At 58.1% G+C, this 18681-nt stretch carries 11 protein-coding genes, 2 tRNA genes and 3 rRNA genes; 11 read left to right on the plus strand and 5 right to left on the minus strand.

Annotation, left to right across the window (positions count from 1 at the left end; translation table 11 throughout):
• Positions 1-307: 307 nt before the first annotated feature.
• The 8 genes from KI237_RS04525 to KI237_RS04560 all read left to right on the plus strand — a co-directional run bounded on the left by KI237_RS04525 (position 308) and on the right by KI237_RS04560 (position 9240).
• A 16S ribosomal RNA gene (locus KI237_RS04525) occupies positions 308-1844 on the plus strand.
• Between the two features lie 123 nt (positions 1845-1967).
• A tRNA-Ile gene (locus KI237_RS04530) sits at positions 1968-2044 on the plus strand.
• Positions 2045-2054: 10 nt separating this feature from the next.
• A tRNA-Ala gene (locus KI237_RS04535) sits at positions 2055-2130 on the plus strand.
• A gap of 233 nt (positions 2131-2363) precedes the next feature.
• Positions 2364-5254: ribosomal RNA gene (locus KI237_RS04540) — 23S ribosomal RNA — on the plus strand.
• Between the two features lie 158 nt (positions 5255-5412).
• A 5S ribosomal RNA gene (gene rrf, locus KI237_RS04545) occupies positions 5413-5528 on the plus strand.
• Together the 16S, 23S and 5S rRNA genes with 2 tRNA genes alongside form the textbook arrangement of a ribosomal RNA operon.
• Before the next feature lie 146 nt (positions 5529-5674).
• Entirely contained in the window at positions 5675-6334 is a 660-nt protein-coding gene (locus tag KI237_RS04550) for a paraquat-inducible protein A (protein WP_212798973.1), read from the plus strand.
• Positions 6321-6944 carry a paraquat-inducible protein A gene (locus KI237_RS04555; RefSeq protein WP_212798974.1) on the plus strand — a complete coding sequence of 208 codons (624 nt, stop codon included), beginning with the start codon at positions 6321-6323 and terminating at the stop codon, positions 6942-6944. Before KI237_RS04550 ends, KI237_RS04555 begins: the two co-directional genes overlap by 14 nt.
• A complete protein-coding gene (locus KI237_RS04560; RefSeq protein ID WP_212798975.1) occupies positions 6937-9240 on the plus strand; it encodes a PqiB family protein in 2304 nt (767 codons plus the stop codon). Before KI237_RS04555 ends, KI237_RS04560 begins: the two co-directional genes overlap by 8 nt.
• Positions 9241-9482: 242 nt before the next feature.
• On the opposite strand, the gene mksF is transcribed toward KI237_RS04560, so the two are convergent.
• The 3 genes from mksF to mksB are packed head-to-tail and all read right to left on the minus strand — an operon-like array spanning position 9483 to position 14291.
• Positions 9483-12323 carry an Mks condensin complex protein MksF gene (gene mksF / locus KI237_RS04565; protein ID WP_058546015.1) on the minus strand — a complete coding sequence of 947 codons (2841 nt, stop codon included), beginning with the start codon at positions 12321-12323 and terminating at the stop codon, positions 9483-9485.
• Positions 12320-13021, minus strand: a complete 702-nt coding sequence (mksE, locus tag KI237_RS04570; protein ID WP_212798976.1) for an Mks condensin complex protein MksE — start codon at positions 13019-13021, stop codon at positions 12320-12322. The genes mksF and mksE overlap by 4 nt, the downstream gene beginning before the upstream one ends.
• Complete coding sequence (gene mksB, locus KI237_RS04575) at positions 13011-14291, minus strand: Mks condensin complex protein MksB (protein WP_212798977.1); 1281 nt, start codon at positions 14289-14291, stop codon at positions 13011-13013. The genes mksE and mksB overlap by 11 nt, the downstream gene beginning before the upstream one ends.
• Before the next feature lie 181 nt (positions 14292-14472).
• Here mksB and KI237_RS04580 point away from each other — a divergent pair, with 181 nt between their 5' ends.
• The gene (locus tag KI237_RS04580; protein ID WP_212798978.1) at positions 14473-15252 is read left to right on the plus strand and encodes an energy transducer TonB; all 780 of its coding nucleotides are present in this window, start codon (positions 14473-14475) and stop codon (positions 15250-15252) included.
• On the plus strand, positions 15245-15697 hold the full coding sequence (gene rimI, locus KI237_RS04585) for a ribosomal protein S18-alanine N-acetyltransferase (protein WP_212798979.1): 453 nt from the start codon (positions 15245-15247) through the stop codon (positions 15695-15697). Before KI237_RS04580 ends, rimI begins: the two co-directional genes overlap by 8 nt.
• 188 nt (positions 15698-15885) lie before the next feature.
• Here the strand turns inward: rimI and KI237_RS04590 are convergent, their stop codons facing one another.
• Entirely contained in the window at positions 15886-16290 is a 405-nt protein-coding gene (locus KI237_RS04590; protein WP_212798980.1) for a serine kinase/phosphatase, read from the minus strand.
• Between the two features lie 132 nt (positions 16291-16422).
• Here KI237_RS04590 and can point away from each other — a divergent pair, with 132 nt between their 5' ends.
• Complete coding sequence (gene can / locus KI237_RS04595; RefSeq protein ID WP_003205581.1) at positions 16423-17067, plus strand: carbonate dehydratase; 645 nt, start codon at positions 16423-16425, stop codon at positions 17065-17067.
• 346 nt (positions 17068-17413) lie between these two features.
• On the opposite strand, the gene KI237_RS04600 is transcribed toward can, so the two are convergent.
• Positions 17414-18574: a hypothetical protein gene (locus KI237_RS04600; RefSeq protein WP_212798981.1), complete on the minus strand. Its 1161-nt coding sequence runs from the start codon at positions 18572-18574 to the stop codon at positions 17414-17416.
• Positions 18575-18681: the final 107 nt, after the last annotated feature.

An 18681-nucleotide genomic window follows, 5' to 3' on the forward strand; every position in this document is an offset into this window, starting at 1 on the left:
CGCTAACGAGAGATCGAAAGCGCAAGTGGTTGAAGTTGTTAAGGATTTCCAAGCGAAACTTTGAAAACTTCTGAAAATAACCGCTTGACAGATACACGGGGCGCTGTAGAATGCGCGCCTCGGTTGAGACGAAAGACTCAACCAACCGCTCTTTAACAACTGAATCAAGCAATTCGTGTGGGTGCTTGTGGAGTCAGACTGCTAGTCAACAGATTATCAGCATCACAAGTTACTCCGCGAGAAATCAAAGATGTAACCAACGATTGCTGAGCCAAGTTTAGGGTTTTCTCAAAACCCAAAGATGTTTGAACTGAAGAGTTTGATCATGGCTCAGATTGAACGCTGGCGGCAGGCCTAACACATGCAAGTCGAGCGGTAGAGAGGTGCTTGCACCTCTTGAGAGCGGCGGACGGGTGAGTAATGCCTAGGAATCTGCCTGGTAGTGGGGGATAACGCTCGGAAACGGACGCTAATACCGCATACGTCCTACGGGAGAAAGCAGGGGACCTTCGGGCCTTGCGCTATCAGATGAGCCTAGGTCGGATTAGCTAGTTGGTGGGGTAATGGCTCACCAAGGCGACGATCCGTAACTGGTCTGAGAGGATGATCAGTCACACTGGAACTGAGACACGGTCCAGACTCCTACGGGAGGCAGCAGTGGGGAATATTGGACAATGGGCGAAAGCCTGATCCAGCCATGCCGCGTGTGTGAAGAAGGTCTTCGGATTGTAAAGCACTTTAAGTTGGGAGGAAGGGCATTAACCTAATACGTTAGTGTTTTGACGTTACCGACAGAATAAGCACCGGCTAACTCTGTGCCAGCAGCCGCGGTAATACAGAGGGTGCAAGCGTTAATCGGAATTACTGGGCGTAAAGCGCGCGTAGGTGGTTCGTTAAGTTGGATGTGAAATCCCCGGGCTCAACCTGGGAACTGCATTCAAAACTGTCGAGCTAGAGTATGGTAGAGGGTGGTGGAATTTCCTGTGTAGCGGTGAAATGCGTAGATATAGGAAGGAACACCAGTGGCGAAGGCGACCACCTGGACTGATACTGACACTGAGGTGCGAAAGCGTGGGGAGCAAACAGGATTAGATACCCTGGTAGTCCACGCCGTAAACGATGTCAACTAGCCGTTGGGAGCCTTGAGCTCTTAGTGGCGCAGCTAACGCATTAAGTTGACCGCCTGGGGAGTACGGCCGCAAGGTTAAAACTCAAATGAATTGACGGGGGCCCGCACAAGCGGTGGAGCATGTGGTTTAATTCGAAGCAACGCGAAGAACCTTACCAGGCCTTGACATCCAATGAACTTTCCAGAGATGGATTGGTGCCTTCGGGAACATTGAGACAGGTGCTGCATGGCTGTCGTCAGCTCGTGTCGTGAGATGTTGGGTTAAGTCCCGTAACGAGCGCAACCCTTGTCCTTAGTTACCAGCACGTTATGGTGGGCACTCTAAGGAGACTGCCGGTGACAAACCGGAGGAAGGTGGGGATGACGTCAAGTCATCATGGCCCTTACGGCCTGGGCTACACACGTGCTACAATGGTCGGTACAGAGGGTTGCCAAGCCGCGAGGTGGAGCTAATCCCACAAAACCGATCGTAGTCCGGATCGCAGTCTGCAACTCGACTGCGTGAAGTCGGAATCGCTAGTAATCGCGAATCAGAATGTCGCGGTGAATACGTTCCCGGGCCTTGTACACACCGCCCGTCACACCATGGGAGTGGGTTGCACCAGAAGTAGCTAGTCTAACCTTCGGGGGGACGGTTACCACGGTGTGATTCATGACTGGGGTGAAGTCGTAACAAGGTAGCCGTAGGGGAACCTGCGGCTGGATCACCTCCTTAATCGACGACCGCAGCTGCTTCATGAGCTCCCACACGAATTGCTTGATTCATTGAAGAAGACGATAGAAGCAGCTTTAAGCTCCAAGCTGATAGCTCCAAGCTAACAGTTGCGCGCTCGAAATTGGGTCTGTAGCTCAGTTGGTTAGAGCGCACCCCTGATAAGGGTGAGGTCGGCAGTTCGAATCTGCCCAGACCCACCAATTTTGTTATGGGGCCATAGCTCAGCTGGGAGAGCGCCTGCCTTGCACGCAGGAGGTCAACGGTTCGATCCCGTTTGGCTCCACCATATAACTGCTTCTGAAAGTTTAGAAATGAGTATTCCGCTGTGAATATTGATTTCTAGTCTTTTGATTAGATCGTTCTTTAAAAATTTGGGTATGTGATAGAAAGATAGACTGGACGTTACTTTCACTGGTAACGGATCAGGCTAAGGTAAAATTTGTGAGTGGCTCAATGAGCGTGATCGAATTTTCGGCGAATGTCGTCTTCACAGTATAACCAGATTGCTTGGGGTTATATGGTCAAGTGAAGAAGCGCATACGGTGGATGCCTTGGCAGTCAGAGGCGATGAAAGACGTGGTAGCCTGCGAAAAGCTTCGGGGAGTCGGCAAACAGACTTTGATCCGGAGATGTCTGAATGGGGGAACCCAGCCATCATAAGATGGTTATCTTGTACTGAATACATAGGTGCAAGAGGCGAACCAGGGGAACTGAAACATCTAAGTACCCTGAGGAAAAGAAATCAACCGAGATTCCCTTAGTAGTGGCGAGCGAACGGGGACTAGCCCTTAAGCTTCTTTGATTTTAGCGGAACGCTCTGGAAAGTGCGGCCATAGTGGGTGATAGCCCTGTACGCGAAAGGATCTTAGAAGTGAAATCGAGTAGGACGGAGCACGAGAAACTTTGTCTGAATATGGGGGGACCATCCTCCAAGGCTAAATACTACTGACTGACCGATAGTGAACTAGTACCGTGAGGGAAAGGCGAAAAGAACCCCGGAGAGGGGAGTGAAATAGATCCTGAAACCGTATGCGTACAAGCAGTGGGAGCCCACTTTGTTGGGTGACTGCGTACCTTTTGTATAATGGGTCAGCGACTTATTTTCAGTGGCGAGCTTAACCGAATAGGGGAGGCGTAGCGAAAGCGAGTCTTAATAGGGCGTCTAGTCGCTGGGAATAGACCCGAAACCGGGCGATCTATCCATGGGCAGGTTGAAGGTTGGGTAACACTAACTGGAGGACCGAACCGACTACCGTTGAAAAGTTAGCGGATGACCTGTGGATCGGAGTGAAAGGCTAATCAAGCTCGGAGATAGCTGGTTCTCCTCGAAAGCTATTTAGGTAGCGCCTCATGTATCACTGTAGGGGTAGAGCACTGTTTCGGCTAGGGGGTCATCCCGACTTACCAAACCGATGCAAACTCCGAATACCTACAAGTGCCGAGCATGGGAGACACACGGCGGGTGCTAACGTCCGTCGTGAAAAGGGAAACAACCCAGACCGTCAGCTAAGGTCCCAAAGTTATGGTTAAGTGGGAAACGATGTGGGAAGGCTTAGACAGCTAGGAGGTTGGCTTAGAAGCAGCCACCCTTTAAAGAAAGCGTAATAGCTCACTAGTCGAGTCGGCCTGCGCGGAAGATGTAACGGGGCTCAAACCATACACCGAAGCTACGGGTATCACGTAAGTGATGCGGTAGAGGAGCGTTCTGTAAGCCTGTGAAGGTGAGTTGAGAAGCTTGCTGGAGGTATCAGAAGTGCGAATGCTGACATGAGTAACGACAATGGGTGTGAAAAACACCCACGCCGAAAGACCAAGGTTTCCTGCGCAACGTTAATCGACGCAGGGTTAGTCGGTCCCTAAGGCGAGGCTGAAAAGCGTAGTCGATGGAAAACAGGTTAATATTCCTGTACTTCTGGTTATTGCGATGGAGGGACGGAGAAGGCTAGGCCAGCTTGGCGTTGGTTGTCCAAGTTTAAGGTGGTAGGCTGGAATCTTAGGTAAATCCGGGATTCCAAGGCCGAGAGCTGATGACGAGTTACCCTTTGGGTGACGAAGTGGTTGATGCCATGCTTCCAAGAAAAGCTTCTAAGCTTCAGGTAACCAGGAACCGTACCCCAAACCGACACAGGTGGTTGGGTAGAGAATACCAAGGCGCTTGAGAGAACTCGGGTGAAGGAACTAGGCAAAATGGCACCGTAACTTCGGGAGAAGGTGCGCCGGTGAGGGTGAAGCACTTGCTGCGTAAGCCCACGCCGGTCGAAGATACCAGGCCGCTGCGACTGTTTATTAAAAACACAGCACTCTGCAAACACGAAAGTGGACGTATAGGGTGTGACGCCTGCCCGGTGCCGGAAGGTTAATTGATGGGGTTAGCTAACGCGAAGCTCTTGATCGAAGCCCCGGTAAACGGCGGCCGTAACTATAACGGTCCTAAGGTAGCGAAATTCCTTGTCGGGTAAGTTCCGACCTGCACGAATGGCGTAACGATGGCGGCGCTGTCTCCACCCGAGACTCAGTGAAATTGAAATCGCTGTGAAGATGCAGTGTATCCGCGGCTAGACGGAAAGACCCCGTGAACCTTTACTATAGCTTTGCACTGGACTTTGAATTTGCTTGTGTAGGATAGGTGGGAGGCTTTGAAGCGTGGACGCCAGTTCGCGTGGAGCCAACCTTGAAATACCACCCTGGCAACTTTGAGGTTCTAACTCAGGTCCGTTATCCGGATCGAGGACAGTGTATGGTGGGTAGTTTGACTGGGGCGGTCTCCTCCTAAAGAGTAACGGAGGAGTACGAAGGTGCGCTCAGACCGGTCGGAAATCGGTCGTAGAGTATAAAGGCAAAAGCGCGCTTGACTGCGAGACAGACACGTCGAGCAGGTACGAAAGTAGGTCTTAGTGATCCGGTGGTTCTGTATGGAAGGGCCATCGCTCAACGGATAAAAGGTACTCCGGGGATAACAGGCTGATACCGCCCAAGAGTTCATATCGACGGCGGTGTTTGGCACCTCGATGTCGGCTCATCACATCCTGGGGCTGAAGCCGGTCCCAAGGGTATGGCTGTTCGCCATTTAAAGTGGTACGCGAGCTGGGTTTAGAACGTCGTGAGACAGTTCGGTCCCTATCTGCCGTGGACGTTTGAGATTTGAGAGGGGCTGCTCCTAGTACGAGAGGACCGGAGTGGACGAACCTCTGGTGTTCCGGTTGTCACGCCAGTGGCATTGCCGGGTAGCTATGTTCGGGAAAGATAACCGCTGAAAGCATCTAAGCGGGAAACTTGCCTCAAGATGAGATCTCACTGGGACCTTGAGTCCCCTGAAGGGCCGTCGAAGACTACGACGTTGATAGGCAGGGTGTGTAAGCGCTGTGAGGCGTTGAGCTAACCTGTACTAATTGCCCGTGAGGCTTGACCATATAACACCCAAGCAATTTGTGAACTCGAAAGAGGCCAGATTGCGGTGTGTGAAGACGAAACGAACCGAAAGTTCGAGAGACTCGACAGCAACACACAAATCTATCGCATACCCATTCGCTGGCACGTGACCGCAAGGCACGCACCGGCTACCGAATTTCTTGACGACCATAGAGCATTGGAACCACCTGATCCCATCCCGAACTCAGCAGTGAAACGATGCATCGCCGATGGTAGTGTGGGGTTTCCCCATGTGAGAGTAGGTCATCGTCAAGATTAAATTCCGAAACCCCAATTGCGAAAGCAGTTGGGGTTTTGTTTTTGCCCCTAGGAAAGCCTGCGAAAGCTCGTGATAAATTTGCACAGTTATTTCCGAGCCGCAGCACTAGAATAGCCCCACCTTAGCTGAGCCAGAGCTGTTTATGCCCGATACGTCAGACATTGATAGGTTGTCAGATCTGCCCCTGAGCGATCTGGTGGCGTGTCATGAGTGCGACCTATTGCTGCGCAAGCCTCAGCTGGCCCATGGTGAAAAAGCCGAGTGCCCCCGTTGTGGTTATGAGCTCTATGCTCACCGGCACAATGTAGTCGAACGCAGTCTTGCCTTGGTTATCGCCGCCCTGCTGTTGTATGTGCCGGCGAACTTCTTACCCATCATGGAACTCAATCTGCTCGGGCAGTCCTCCCAGGACACCGTTTGGAGTGGGGTAGTCGGTCTGTTCGATACCGGCATGCAAGGTGTCTCGGTGGTGGTGTTTTTGTGCAGCATGGGCATTCCGCTGCTCAAGTTGCTTTGTCAGTTGGCTGTGCTGCTGACCATCCGCTTGGACATTGGCCGTAGCTACGGTTTGTTGCTGTACCGCATTTATCACCATCTACGCGATTGGGGAATGCTTGAGGTTTACCTCATGGGCGTGTTGGTGGCCATCGTCAAGTTGGCAGACATGGCGGCCATCACCGTAGGCCTCGGCTTGGTGTGCTTCATCAGTTTGTTGCTGGTCCAGGTCTGGCTGGAGGTGGTGATGTCACCGCATCAGATCTGGCAGGCGTTATCAGGAGAAGATGCCCATGCGGGCGATTGATGCTGGCATTCTGGTTTGTACGGAATGCCATGAGTTGAACCGGCAGGACGCTGAAGCCGACCAACAAAGCTGTACTCGCTGCGGCGCGCTGGTCCACCCCCGTCGGCCGAACAGCTTGATGCGAACCTGGGCATTGTTGATCACGGCCGCGATTCTTTATATCCCGGCCAATATGCTGCCGATCATGACCATCAACTCGCTGGGCCAGGGCGCCCCGAGCACTATCATGGCCGGCGTCATCGAGTTGGTTCACCACGGCATGATTCCTATCGCGGCCGTGGTGTTCATCGCCAGTATCCTTGTGCCCACCTTCAAGCTGGTGGGCATCGCCTTGTTACTGTTTTCCGTGCAGCGACACCAGCCCATGTCGGCCCGGCAACGCATCCTTATGTACCGCTTCATCGAGTTCATTGGTCGTTGGTCGATGCTGGACATCTTCGTGATAGCCATTCTGGTGGCCGTGGTGAATTTCGGACGGCTCGCCAGTGTCGAAGCCGGTCTCGGCGCGATCGCTTTCGCCAGCGTAGTGATTTTGACAATGATTGCCGCAGTAACCTTCGATCCCCGACTGATTTGGGATAACACGGAGTCGGATGACGACCATGACTGATTTGCCTACCGCTAAAACCCGACCGGCTTCGAACTGGTCGGCCATCTGGGTCCTGCCGTTGATAGCCTTGATCATCGGCGGCTGGCTCGGCTGGCGGGCTTATAACGAGACCGGAATCGAGATCAATGTGCGCTTTGAGAGCGGCGAAGGCATCCAGGTCAACAAAACCGAAGTCGTCTACAAAGGGATGACGGTCGGCAAAGTGACGGCTCTTACCCTCGATGACGAAGGCAGCTCCAAGGGAGTGGTCGCGACCATCGAGATGAACAAGGAGGTCGAGCAATACCTCAAGACCGGAACACGTTTCTGGCTGGTCAAGCCGAGCGTGAGTCTGGCCGGGATCACTGGCCTGGAAACCCTGGTATCGGGTAACTATGTGGCGATCAGCCCAGGTGAGGGGGAGTCGTCCCGTAAATTCAAGGCCCTGGTTGAAGAGCCGCCGCTGTCGGACGCCAAGCCGGGTTTGCACCTGACCCTCAAGGCTGATCGGTTGGGTTCGCTGAACCGTGGCAGCCCGGTGTTCTACAAACAGATCCAGGTCGGTCAGGTGAAGAGCTACCTGCTGTCCGAGGATCAGAGCAAGGTCGAGATCAAAATCTTCATCGAGCCGACCTATGCCAACCTGGTGCGCAAACACACGCGCTTCTGGAACGCCAGTGGCATCAGCATCGATGCCAACCTCTCGGGCGTCAAGGTGCGCAGCGAGTCCCTGGCCAGCATCGTGGCTGGAGGGATTGCCTTCGCCACGCCGGAGAACCGCAAGGACAGCCCGCCCACGGATCCAAGCCTGCCGTTCCGTCTTTACGAAGACTTTGACGCGGCGGCGGCGGGCATCCGTGTGAAGGTCAAACTCAGCGATTTCGAAGGGTTGCAGGCCGGCCGTACGCCGGTCATGTACAAAGGCATCCAGGTCGGCAGCCTGAAGAACCTCAAGGTCGATCCAGACCTGTCCAGCGCCACGGCTGAATTGACCCTGGACCCCTTGGCCGAAGATTACCTGGTGACCGGCACGCAGTTCTGGGTCGTCAAGCCGTCGATCTCCCTGGCGGGTATCACCGGCCTGGAAGCGCTGGTCAAGGGTAACTACATTGCCGTACGACCGGGTGACAAGGGCGGCGCGCCGCAACGCGAATTCGAAGCCCGGGCAAAAGCGCCGCCGCTGGACTTGCGTTCCCCGGGGCTGCACTTGGTCCTGCTGACTGAAAACCTCGGATCGCTAGAGGTCGGCAGTCCGATCCTCTACAAGCAGGTCAAGGTTGGGTCGGTGCAGAGCTATCAGTTCTCCCGCAAGAAAAAGCAGTTGATCATTGGTGTGCACATCGAGAAGGAGTACGAAGGGCTGGTCAACGGTTCGACGCGCTTTTGGAACGCCAGTGGCATCACGCTTTCGGGAGGCTTGACGGGCGGCATCCAAGTCAAGAGTGAGTCCCTGCAAAGCCTGATGGCTGGAGGGATTGCCTTCGAGACGCCGGAACCCAATGTACCGCTGAAAAGACGCATTCCACGTTTCCGCCTGTTTGCCGATCACGAAGCGGCACAACAGCGGGGCACCGTGGTTACGATCAAGGTCGACCGTGCCGATGGCTTGCGCAGTGGTACGCCGATCCGTTTCAAAGGGCTGGATGTGGGCAAGATCGAGGACGTTGATCTCAGCGCCGATATGCAATCGGTGCTGCTCACTGCGCGTATCACCGAAGTGCCGGAGCGCATCGCCCGGGTCGGGTCTCAGTTCTGGGTGGTCAAGCCAGAGTTGGGGTTGATGAAGACCTCCAACCTGGAAACGCTGGTAACAGGCCAATACATTGAAGTGCAGCCTTCGGCAAAAAACCTCGGGCCGCAGAAAAGCTTCGTGGCCCTGGCCAATCCACCGGAAAGTGCCGTGCCCGAAGCGGGATTGAGCCTGGTGCTGAGCGCAGCCCGCCGTGGTTCGTTGAAAATCGGTGTACCGGTGACCTACCGCGAGATTACGGTGGGCAAGGTTACCGGTTATGAGCTGGGTCAGACGGCGGACCGAGTGCTGATCCATATCCTGATCGAGCCTAAATATGCGCCGTTGGTGCGCAGCGGCTCACGCTTCTGGAACAGCAGTGGCTTCGGTCTGGACTTCGGTCTGTTCAAGGGGGCCACGGTGCGAACCGAGTCGCTTGAAACGCTGATCCAGGGTGGCATTGCCTTCGCAACACCGGATGGGGAACGAATGGGCAACCCGGCACGAGCGGAGCAGACTTTCCCATTGTTCGACAAGTTTGAAGATGAATGGCTGACGTGGGCGCCGAAGATCAGTCTCGGCAAGTAAATTGAATAGCGTTAGTCTGTTTTGACGCCATCGCGAGCAAGCTCGCTCCCACAGGGATGTAGGATCATTCATCCAGAAGCTTTCCAATAGGGATGTAGGATCATTCATCCAAAAGCTTTCCAATGTGGGAGCGAGCTTGCTCGCGATGAGGCCATTCGTTGCACTGAAGACTTTAAAATAGCGCTATGAAAAAGGCCGCGATCCAAATGGATCGCGGCCTTTTTCACATCCGGATATTCACATCACACCGGATCCAGCTCCGGCTCGTCGGCCTGGACATTCACTGTGGCCTTCACCGCATCGTGACGACGGATGTATTTCCAGTCCGCTTCGTCGATGTAGATGCCGTTTGGACCGCTGCCGCCTTCCAGGTCGATGGCGACACTGGCGCAAACTTGCGGTTTCACACTGGCCAGGATCGGCACGAAGCCCAGTTGCAGGCTGGTTTCCAGCAAGGCCGCCTGGTTTTTCTCGTCGATGTCCGCCGCTTCGTCCAGGTAGTACGGCAGGCGCACGCGGCCGGCCTGTTCGCGGTCCATCAAGTGCAGCAACAAATACATGTTGGTCAGCGCCTTGATGGTCATGGTGGTGCCGTTGGACGCCGCGCCGTCGATGTCGGTATGGATCACGGGCTGGCCGTTGACCTTGGTGATCTCGAACGCCAGTTCGAACAGGTCCTTGAGGCCGAGCTGGTTGTGGTTCGCCGCCACCAGCCGCGCCAGGTACTCCTTGGCTTCTTCGTTCTTGTTGTCCTGCTCGGCGCTCTGGCTGAGGTCGAACACCGACAACGTCTCGCCTTCCTCGTACTGGCCGGCACTGTGGATGATCTGGTCGATGTGCTTGAGCGCTTCCTTGTTCGGCGCCAGGACGATACGGAAGCTCTGCAGGTTGGACACCTGGCGCTTGTTGATCTCGCGGTTGAACAGCGCCAGTTGGTGCTCGAGGCTGTCGTAGTCGCTGCGGATGTTACGCAGGGTCCGGGCAATGTCCGTCACCGCTGCACGTCGGGCCTTGCCCAGGGTCAGGGCTTCGTCGGTGCGGTGGGCATAGGCGTTGATCAGCAGTTGCAGGCGCCGCTCCATGTCGTCTTCGCTGTCGAACTTGGCCACGCCCTTGAGGCGCACCTGGGCATACAACGCTTCGATCTGGCCATCGACTCGCAGCAGGCCTTGCCAGCTGTCCTGGTAGTCATTGAGCAGTGGCAGCAGGTTGTCCATGGAGTCGTCGACCGGGTCCATGAACGGCGTGCCGAACGGCAGGTCCGCCGGCAGCAATTGGCGGCGACGCAGGGCATCGTCGAGGGTGCGTTGCTTGGCTTCCATGTCGGCGATCTGGCGGCCGACCAATTGCAACTTGGCGGAGAGTTGCTGGACGCGTTCGGTGAAGGCATCGCTGGAACGCTTGAGCTCGTCCTGGGCCGCTTCCATCTGCGCCAGTTGCTCAAGCTTCTCGCCTTCTTCGGCGCTCAGTGTCTGGGTGCGGCGGAAATCCTCCAGGGCTTTCTGGGCATCCAGGACCTGCTGGTACAGCGCTTCGGTCTGGGTCTTGCTCGCCGCGCGGTCGGCCGCGACGGCTTGCTGGGTCTTGAGCTGCTTGAGTTCTTTTTCCAGGCGCTCTTTCTGGTCGCGCAGCGCGGCGCGATCGGCCAGGGCTTGCAGGGCGGGTGGTTCGATGTGGGACAGGTCGATGGACAGGCCCGGCACTTCGAAGCGTTCACCCTTGAAGCCGTCGAGGATCAGCTCCATGGATTTGACCCACTCGCCGTTCTCGTCCAGCGCGATGCCGTGTTCGCCCAGTGGCAGGCTGAACAGGGCACTGTTGAACAGGCGCATCAGGCGTTCGACGTCCTGCTGCGAGAACTCTTCGCGCAGGCGGGCGTAGCTGTTGTTGTCGGCGTGATCGAGTTGCTGCTTGACCGACTTCAGGCGTTTTTCCAGATCCCGCAGACGCTCTTCCAGGTCTTCGGCGCTGAACTGCCGGGACTGGGCCAGGGCGCCGGCCAGTTCGTCGTGGGCGTCCTTGGCGGCGAGCAGTTGCTGCTCCAGGACCTTGACGTCATCCACCAGGGCGAAGCGGTTCTTGAGCACCGACAGTTCGCCGATCCAGCGCTGGATGCCGCTGATTTCCCGTTCCAGGCGCATCAGCTCCTGAGTGCCGCCGCGCTGGTCGTTTTGCAGCGAATCCTGTTCGTTGCGGTAGTGCTCGGCCTGGATGGTCAGCTCTTCCTTGCGCGCGCTGGCGTAGTCTGACCAGGTACCCAGCAATGAATCGAGCAATGGCGAGAGACGATGCAATTTGCCACGCAAAATGTCGCGCTGCTTCACGCCATTGGCCAGGGCTTCCACCAGTGGGCCGGCGGCGACCAGGGAGTTGTAGTCCTGCTCCATGCGTCGCACATCGCGGAAGGCTTCTTCGCACGCGGCGATGTAATCCACGCTGCCGGAGCGCAGGCTGTGCTCGAAGGCGTCGAGGAACAACTGCTTGAGCTTGGCCGCGGTGATTTCGCGCATATGCAGCAGGTTGATGAACAGCGCGCGGAAGGTCTTGAGGCTCTGTTCGCTGGTAGAGCGCAGCGGGATCAGCGTCAGGTCCAGCGGGATCGAGGTGTGGCCACCCACCAGCAGGCGTCGCAGTTCATCCGGCTTGAGTTCGTAGGCTTTCAGGCCTTCGCGCTCCAGGTTGGTGAACAGCTCTTTCTGCCGCAGGCAGGTGTCATTTTTCTGATAGTGGGCCAGGTCCAGTTTGCCGGCGTAGGCAAAGAACTGGTGACCGAAACCGCCGCCAGGGCCGCGACCGACCACGCCAATCACGTGCGGGCCGTGGGGCAGGGCGACTTCCACCAGGATGTAGCTGGTGTCCGAGGCAAAGTAGAAACGGCGGGATTGTTCCAGGCTGTACTTGCCGAAGCTCATGTCCGACATGCGCGCCAGGATCGGGAACTGCAAGGCGTTGATCGAGGCGGATTTACCGAGGTTGTTCGCGCCATAGACCGACAGCGGTTCTTCCAGCGGGAACAAACCGAGGCTGTAGCCGGCGGTGTTCAAAAGGGCAAAGCGGCGGATGCCGTAGCGTTCCTTGCTCATGCGTCGGTCTCCTGTTCTTCGGCAATGGCGCGGGCCAGTGCGTCTTCTTCGCGCTCACCTTCAAATTCGCTGAGGTCCAGCGGATCATCGGTCCGCAGCAATTTTTCATCGCTGTCTTCGTCGATCAGCACCGGCGCCGGCAACGGCAGCACGCTGTGTACGCTGGCGGCCAGGTCGCGGTCCTGCTGGACCGACAGGCACACGTCGAGGAAGCGGTGCATCGGCGGCAGGAAGCGGTACACGCCGTTCTCTTCGCTGGCAAAACCCAGTTGGGTCATGCGCCGCATGATTTTTTCTTCCAGCTCTTCCTGGGTCTGTACTTCGGCCTGGATGAACAGGTCGCGGTACTTTTCCAGCAGCGAAGGCAGCTCATCGCGGCCCAGGCTGCCGCCGTCGAGCACGGCAATCGGGTCGCGGCCCTGGTCGGCCAGGTGCTCGACCAGGATGAAGGTAAACAGGGCCAGGCGCTGGGCGGTCTTGTTCACCGTCGCGGCGGCCAGGTCTGGCACGAAGTAATAGAAGCCACGGGTATCGCACACCAGCTCGAAGCCCAAGGCCTTGAACAGCGTGCGGTACTGGTCCTGGAAATTCGACAGCTGTGCGTACAGCTCCGGGTCGCGGCGGCTGACGTGGTAGCCCTTGAACAGCTCGCGGAAGATCGGCGCCAGCTGGGACAGTTCGGATAGATCAAGATGCATGGGGGATGCTCGCAGAATCCTCGGCGGCGGTGTCGCCGGCCGAGAGCAGGGCGAAGGAGCGCAGGCTGACCTGATGCTCGTGAGTGTGGTAGTCGCGGCGTTCCAGACGCTCACGCTTGAAACGTTTTTCCCGCGACAGGCGCGAGAACCAGTACAGCAATTCGTCGGTGGCGCCGTCCGGTTCCTGTTCCAGCAGCCAGGTCATCAGGTCCGGCATCGGCAGGGCGTCTTCGCAACGCTCGACCATCTCGCGCACGGTGCGTGGCGCACGCGGTGCTTCGCCGCCCTTGTGGGTCTTGTGGGACTTGGGGAAGCGCGCCGGTTTCGGTTCGAAACGGGCCAGCGCATAGACATAGGCTTCGACTTGGCTGGCACTGCCGAGGAAGGTGCTTTGCGGCCGGGTGAACAGCGGCATGGCCGCCTGTGGCACGGCATCGATGCCTTTGCGACGAATGGCCGCCAGGGCCAGGGCGGCGCCACGGGTCACGGCGTTGTGGCGGCGGGCCTCTTCGCGCAGTGGCAGGAGCAGTTCACGGGCATGGCGCAGGGTCAACTGGGCGCTGGTCTGCATTTCAAGGATGCGCGCGTGGGTGCGCAGCAGCATGTCGTCGTCCACCAGGTGGCCGAGACGCTGCTGTTCGGTGAGCATGCGCAACAGCACGTTCTCGACCTTGCGCACGCCTTGCTCGAAGGCGCCGTCGGCATTCACCAGTTGGATCATCGGTTCGACGTATTCGTCCCAGGTCGCCAGCACTTCGGCATAGCGTTGGCGCAGCGGGATCTGCCGGTCGCTGGTCTTGGCCCGTTCGGCCACGGCCACCAGGGCCTGTTCGTCGTTGGCGAGTTTCTTGAGCACGTCGCGCACGCGCATGTCCAGCAGGCGCAACTGGCGGGCCAGGTCGTTGCTGTCGCGAATGTCGAAGGCGTCCTGGATATAGCCAGCCAGGCGCTCGAGGTGGCGCAGGTAGGCTTCGATCTCCAGGCACAGGCCCAGGCGGTGTTCGCGGCGCAGGTAGGCGAGGAAGTCATGGATCTGGGCGTTGAGCTCGAAGCGGTTCGGGCTTTTCGCCACCGGTACGAGAATGTCCAGGCGGATCCACACATCCAGCAGGCTGGTGATGTCCTGGGGCGTGCTGTCCAGTTGTTGGGCGGCCAGCTGTGAACGCAATTCGTTGAGGCTCAGGGTGCCCTGGTCGAAGTGCTCGCACAAAGGTTCCAGCAATGCCCAGTGTTCAGCGAGGGCGCGCAAGACGCGCTTGGGTTCGATCATCGCAATGGCCGTCGGGTTGGCAATTAAAAGCGGCGATTGTACTGCATCGGGCCGGTTGCGATTCACCCCTTGGACGGACTGTCGTTCTGTATCGATCAACTATCGATGCAACAGGGAAGCGATCCGCGTCGAAGGGCGGTAGAATCCCTCCCACTTTCAGTTATCCACAAGTGGCCGACCCTTGCTTATCGAGTCCCGTCGCCGCGCCTATCTGACCGCCATGCAGGTGGTCAACTGGCTGCCGCGTACCGAATTGCCGTTCGCCGCCCCGTCGCGGCCCGAGCTGCTGGAAACGCCCGAGCCCGAGTACATCGCGCCGGTCGTGACCGCGCCTGTGGCCAAGACGGTCGCCGAGCCGGTGACACCCGTGGTCGAACGGCCAAAAATCGAAGTGCCGCGCCCGAGCCTGGCCTCGACCCGTACCAACGCCAAGCCGGTGGAAGAGGTTGTCGAGGCGCCGCCCAAGGCCCCCTACGTCGCGCCGCCGCGTTTCGCCTTGCAACTGCTGCGTGCCGGGCGTTGCCTGCTGTTGGTGGAGTTGCCCACGGGTGAGCCGTTTCAAAGCCGCGATCCAGCCTACTTGCTGCTCAAGGACATGCTGCGCGCCGCCGGTCTGCCGGATAGCCCGCAGATCATTGGTGAACCGGTGCGCTGGCCGCTGTTATCGCGCGGGACCATGGACCAGGGGCCCGAAGCGGCGCGGGATTTCGTCCAGGGCTTCGTTTCGGCACGCCTCGAGGACGAGCCCTGCGTGTGCCTGTGGCTGATCGGCCTGCCAGCGGTGAGGTTTGCCGGCGAGGCGGATGCCGAAGCGTTCAATCGTGAACTGCAGGTCGAAGGCCTGGGCTCGGCCTGGGCGTTGCCTGGGTTGGAACTGTTAATGGAAACGCCACAGCACAAGGCTGATGTCTGGCAAGCCATGCGCCGGCTGATGGCGCGCTGGAAAGAATCGAATGAGTGACGCTGTATCGTTCCGCCCGATGACCGAGGCGGACCTCGAGGCTGTACTGAAAATCGAATACGCGGCCTACAGCCATCCCTGGACCCGTGGGATATTTCTCGATGGGCTGGGCAAATACCAGATCTGGCTGATGTTCGAAGGCCAGCAGCAAGTGGGCCATGGCGTGGTGCAGATCATCCTGGATGAAGCGCACCTGCTCAACATCACGGTCAAACCGGAAAACCAGGGCCGCGGCCTGGGCTTGCGTCTGTTGGAGCACTTGATGTCGATTGCCTACAAGGCCGAGGCCCGCGAGTGCTTCTTGGAAGTGCGCGACAGCAACCGCACGGCATTCCGGCTATATGAGCGCTATGGCTTCAATGAAGTGGGCCGGCGCCGGGATTACTACCCGGCGGTGGGCGGACGCGAAGATGCGGTGGTGATGGCCTGTACCTTGGTGGACTGAAGCACCACGGCCCGATGTGGGAGCGAACCTGCTCGCGAAGACGACGGTACATCCGACATTGATGCAAACTGATCCACCGCTATCACGAGCAGGCGCGCTCCCACAGGGTATGGGTGGGGTACATCAAACCTGAGGTCATACACAAAGCCCCTGTGGGAGCGCGCTTGCTCGTGATGGCGGTTGTCGGGTCAGTGCTTGCCATCCAGCGGATCGATATCCGCCATTTCCGCTTCGTCCAGCCCGTCGCCCCCACCAATATCATTTTCATCCACCACACTCAGGTCCCAGTCCGCCTGTTCGTCGTCGCCGGCCTCGAAGGCGTCCCGGGCGCCGTCTTCGCGAATGAGGGTTTCGGGGCTCATGTCGTCATCGGTCGGCTGGTGATCCTCCGTCGAGGCGCCTGTCATACCCGCTTCCCGGACGCGTTCACGTGGCATTAGCTGTTCGCGTTCGTTTTCCGGCAATTCGTCGCCGATTTTCGCGCTGGGCTGCTCGTCGTCGAACTCCAGTTCATGCATCGAGCCCATGCGATCTTCGTTGTCGTCGATGGGTTCCGGTTGCGTCGCATCGAAGGGGCGTCGTGAATCATTCATGGCAATTCCTCATACTGTGGGCCTTACTGGTGTCGACCGGCAGCGCACCCAGGAATTCCAATGCATCGTCGACGTGACCTGGACCAGCGGTCGTTTGTCACAGTTGCGCACTCTCAATCGAGGCTAGACAGCATGAACGAATTACAAGATCTGATTGATAACAACGCGCGTTGGGCCGATGCGATCAAGCAGGAAGATCCTGACTTCTTCTCCAAGCTGGCTCGTCAGCAAACCCCGGAATACCTGTGGATCGGCTGTTCCGATGCGCGGGTGCCAGCCAACGAGATCGTCGGCATGCTGCCGGGCGATCTGTTCGTACACCGCAACGTGGCCAACGTCGTGCTGCACACGGACCTCAACTGCCTGTCGGTGATCCAGTACGCGGTGGACGTGCTCAAGGTCAAGCACATCCTGGTCACCGGCCATTACGGTTGTGGCGGTGTGCGTGCCTCGATGCAGGACCGGCAACTGGGCTTGATCGACGGCTGGCTGCGCTCGATTCGCGACCTGTACTACGAGCATCGCGAGGCATTGGGCCAATTGCCGACCGAAGAAGAACGTGTCGACCGCCTGTGCGAGCTCAACGTGATCCAGCAGGTGGCCAACGTCGGCCATACCAGCATCGTGCAGAACGCCTGGCACCGTGGGCAGAAACTGTCGATCCACGGCTGCATCTACGGCATCAAGGACGGACGCTGGAAGAGCCTGGACACCACGATCAGCGGTTTCGAGCAGTTACCGCCGCAGTATCGGCTGCGTCCGGTCGACGCGCCCTGATTCAGGGGCAGTCGCGATGACAGCGACGACGCCAGTGCCGCGTCCGTCGCTCGTTTGATGCACGTCGAAAGCGCGGACGGATGGGTAACCCAGGCCGGTGCTGAGTTCTTTCTCAGGGCAAATGCAATCCCAGTTCTGTGAGTGAGCTCTATTTGCAATGAAGGGGGTCATGACGGTCCCTGTCGGCTTAGGACACTCGACTTTTTGGCGCCGGCGATCCTGCCTGCGGTCGCTATAAACCGCGATAGCTTCGCCCAAGTCGAGCAGGGCATCTACTGTCGACTCTGACAGGCCAAAGGCGCTTTCCCGCGTCAGCGCAAGCCTGCGCGGGAAGGCGCCTCAAGGTTTAGACCGCCTCGGCAGGCAGCGGCATGGGCACCTTCAGGTGCGGAAGTTGCGACTTGATCGCCGGTGTTTCGCATTTTTTCGCCGCGTCTTCCTCGCTCAGTTTACGAACCGAGGTGTAGAACAGCTCGCAGGTCTTTTCCTTTTGCGTGACCTGCCAGGTCTGCGTGCACTGGTTCAGCAGGGTGTTCGGGGCGGTGCCCGGCTTGCTGCCCATGCCGGCCTGCCAGCATGCCGCGCTCAGGTCCTGGCCCATGACTTTCAAGCCAGCGGCATCGGCCTTGGCTTCGTCACCGTCGTAGTTGTCCTTGTCGGCGGCGTACCAGATATAGCTTGGGTGGTTGGAGCCCAGGACCGGAACCTTGATCCCGCTGCCCGTTGTGATGGTTGTCAGGCCGAGCACGCCCACGGTCTGGCCGTACTGGGTCTTGATCCAGTTCCGGACGGGCGCTCCGAAGGCCACCATCGGCAATGCGGCGCCGCTGGCGGTTTGGGTGACCTGGGTGACCATGGTGGTTTGGTAATCGTTAAAGTAGCTGTAGAGCCCCTCCAGCGTGCTGCCAGCATTGGACGGAGCCGCGATGGGCGCGATGTCGATGATGGTTTGGTAGGCCGGCGTCTGTTCAACCGCAATGCCGTTGACGGTCAGCAGCGTGGCCCAACGATCGGTGGTCGCCGACTCCAGATAGTCCTGGGCCTGGGTCAGGGAGTAATCCGGCGGGAAGTGCAGCAACTCGACACTCTTGCGGTTTTCCAGGGCCATGCCCAGCGGCAGGAACAGGTACCAGTTGTAGGACCATTTCTTGTCGCTGTTGAGTTTCGAGGCACCGTTGTACGCCAGGTCCCCGGCGTCAAGCAGGGCCTTGAGCGGTTGGCCGTAGCTCTTCGGTACGCCGCTGATGCTGGCATAGACCTTATCGTTATCGATTTTGACGTGGACCTTGGCCGTGCCGTAGCCGTCGCGCTGCACGCTTTGGGTCAGGTAGTGCTCGACGGTCTGTTCCAGCGTCCAGTCGCGAAAGCAGATGACGTTGCAGTTGTTGGGGTAGGCAAAGAGGCGGGTGACGCGTTCGGTGCTGCCCAGTTGTACGTCAATGTCGGTGGCGTGGGCGGCGGCACTGAAGGCCAGGGCGGCAACAGAAAGTACGGCGAGTTTGGACATGCTCAGATCCTTTTCAGCGTGTGAGCCCCTCGAAACAGGGCGTATCCATACTGAAACAGACCGGGCCGAAGAAGAAGTGGGCCGATGGAAATATCGGCCCTTTTTTA

The sequence above is a fragment of the Pseudomonas sp. St316 genome (genome assembly GCF_018325905.1).
In the GTDB taxonomy this organism is placed as follows: Bacteria; Pseudomonadota; Gammaproteobacteria; order Pseudomonadales; family Pseudomonadaceae; genus Aquipseudomonas.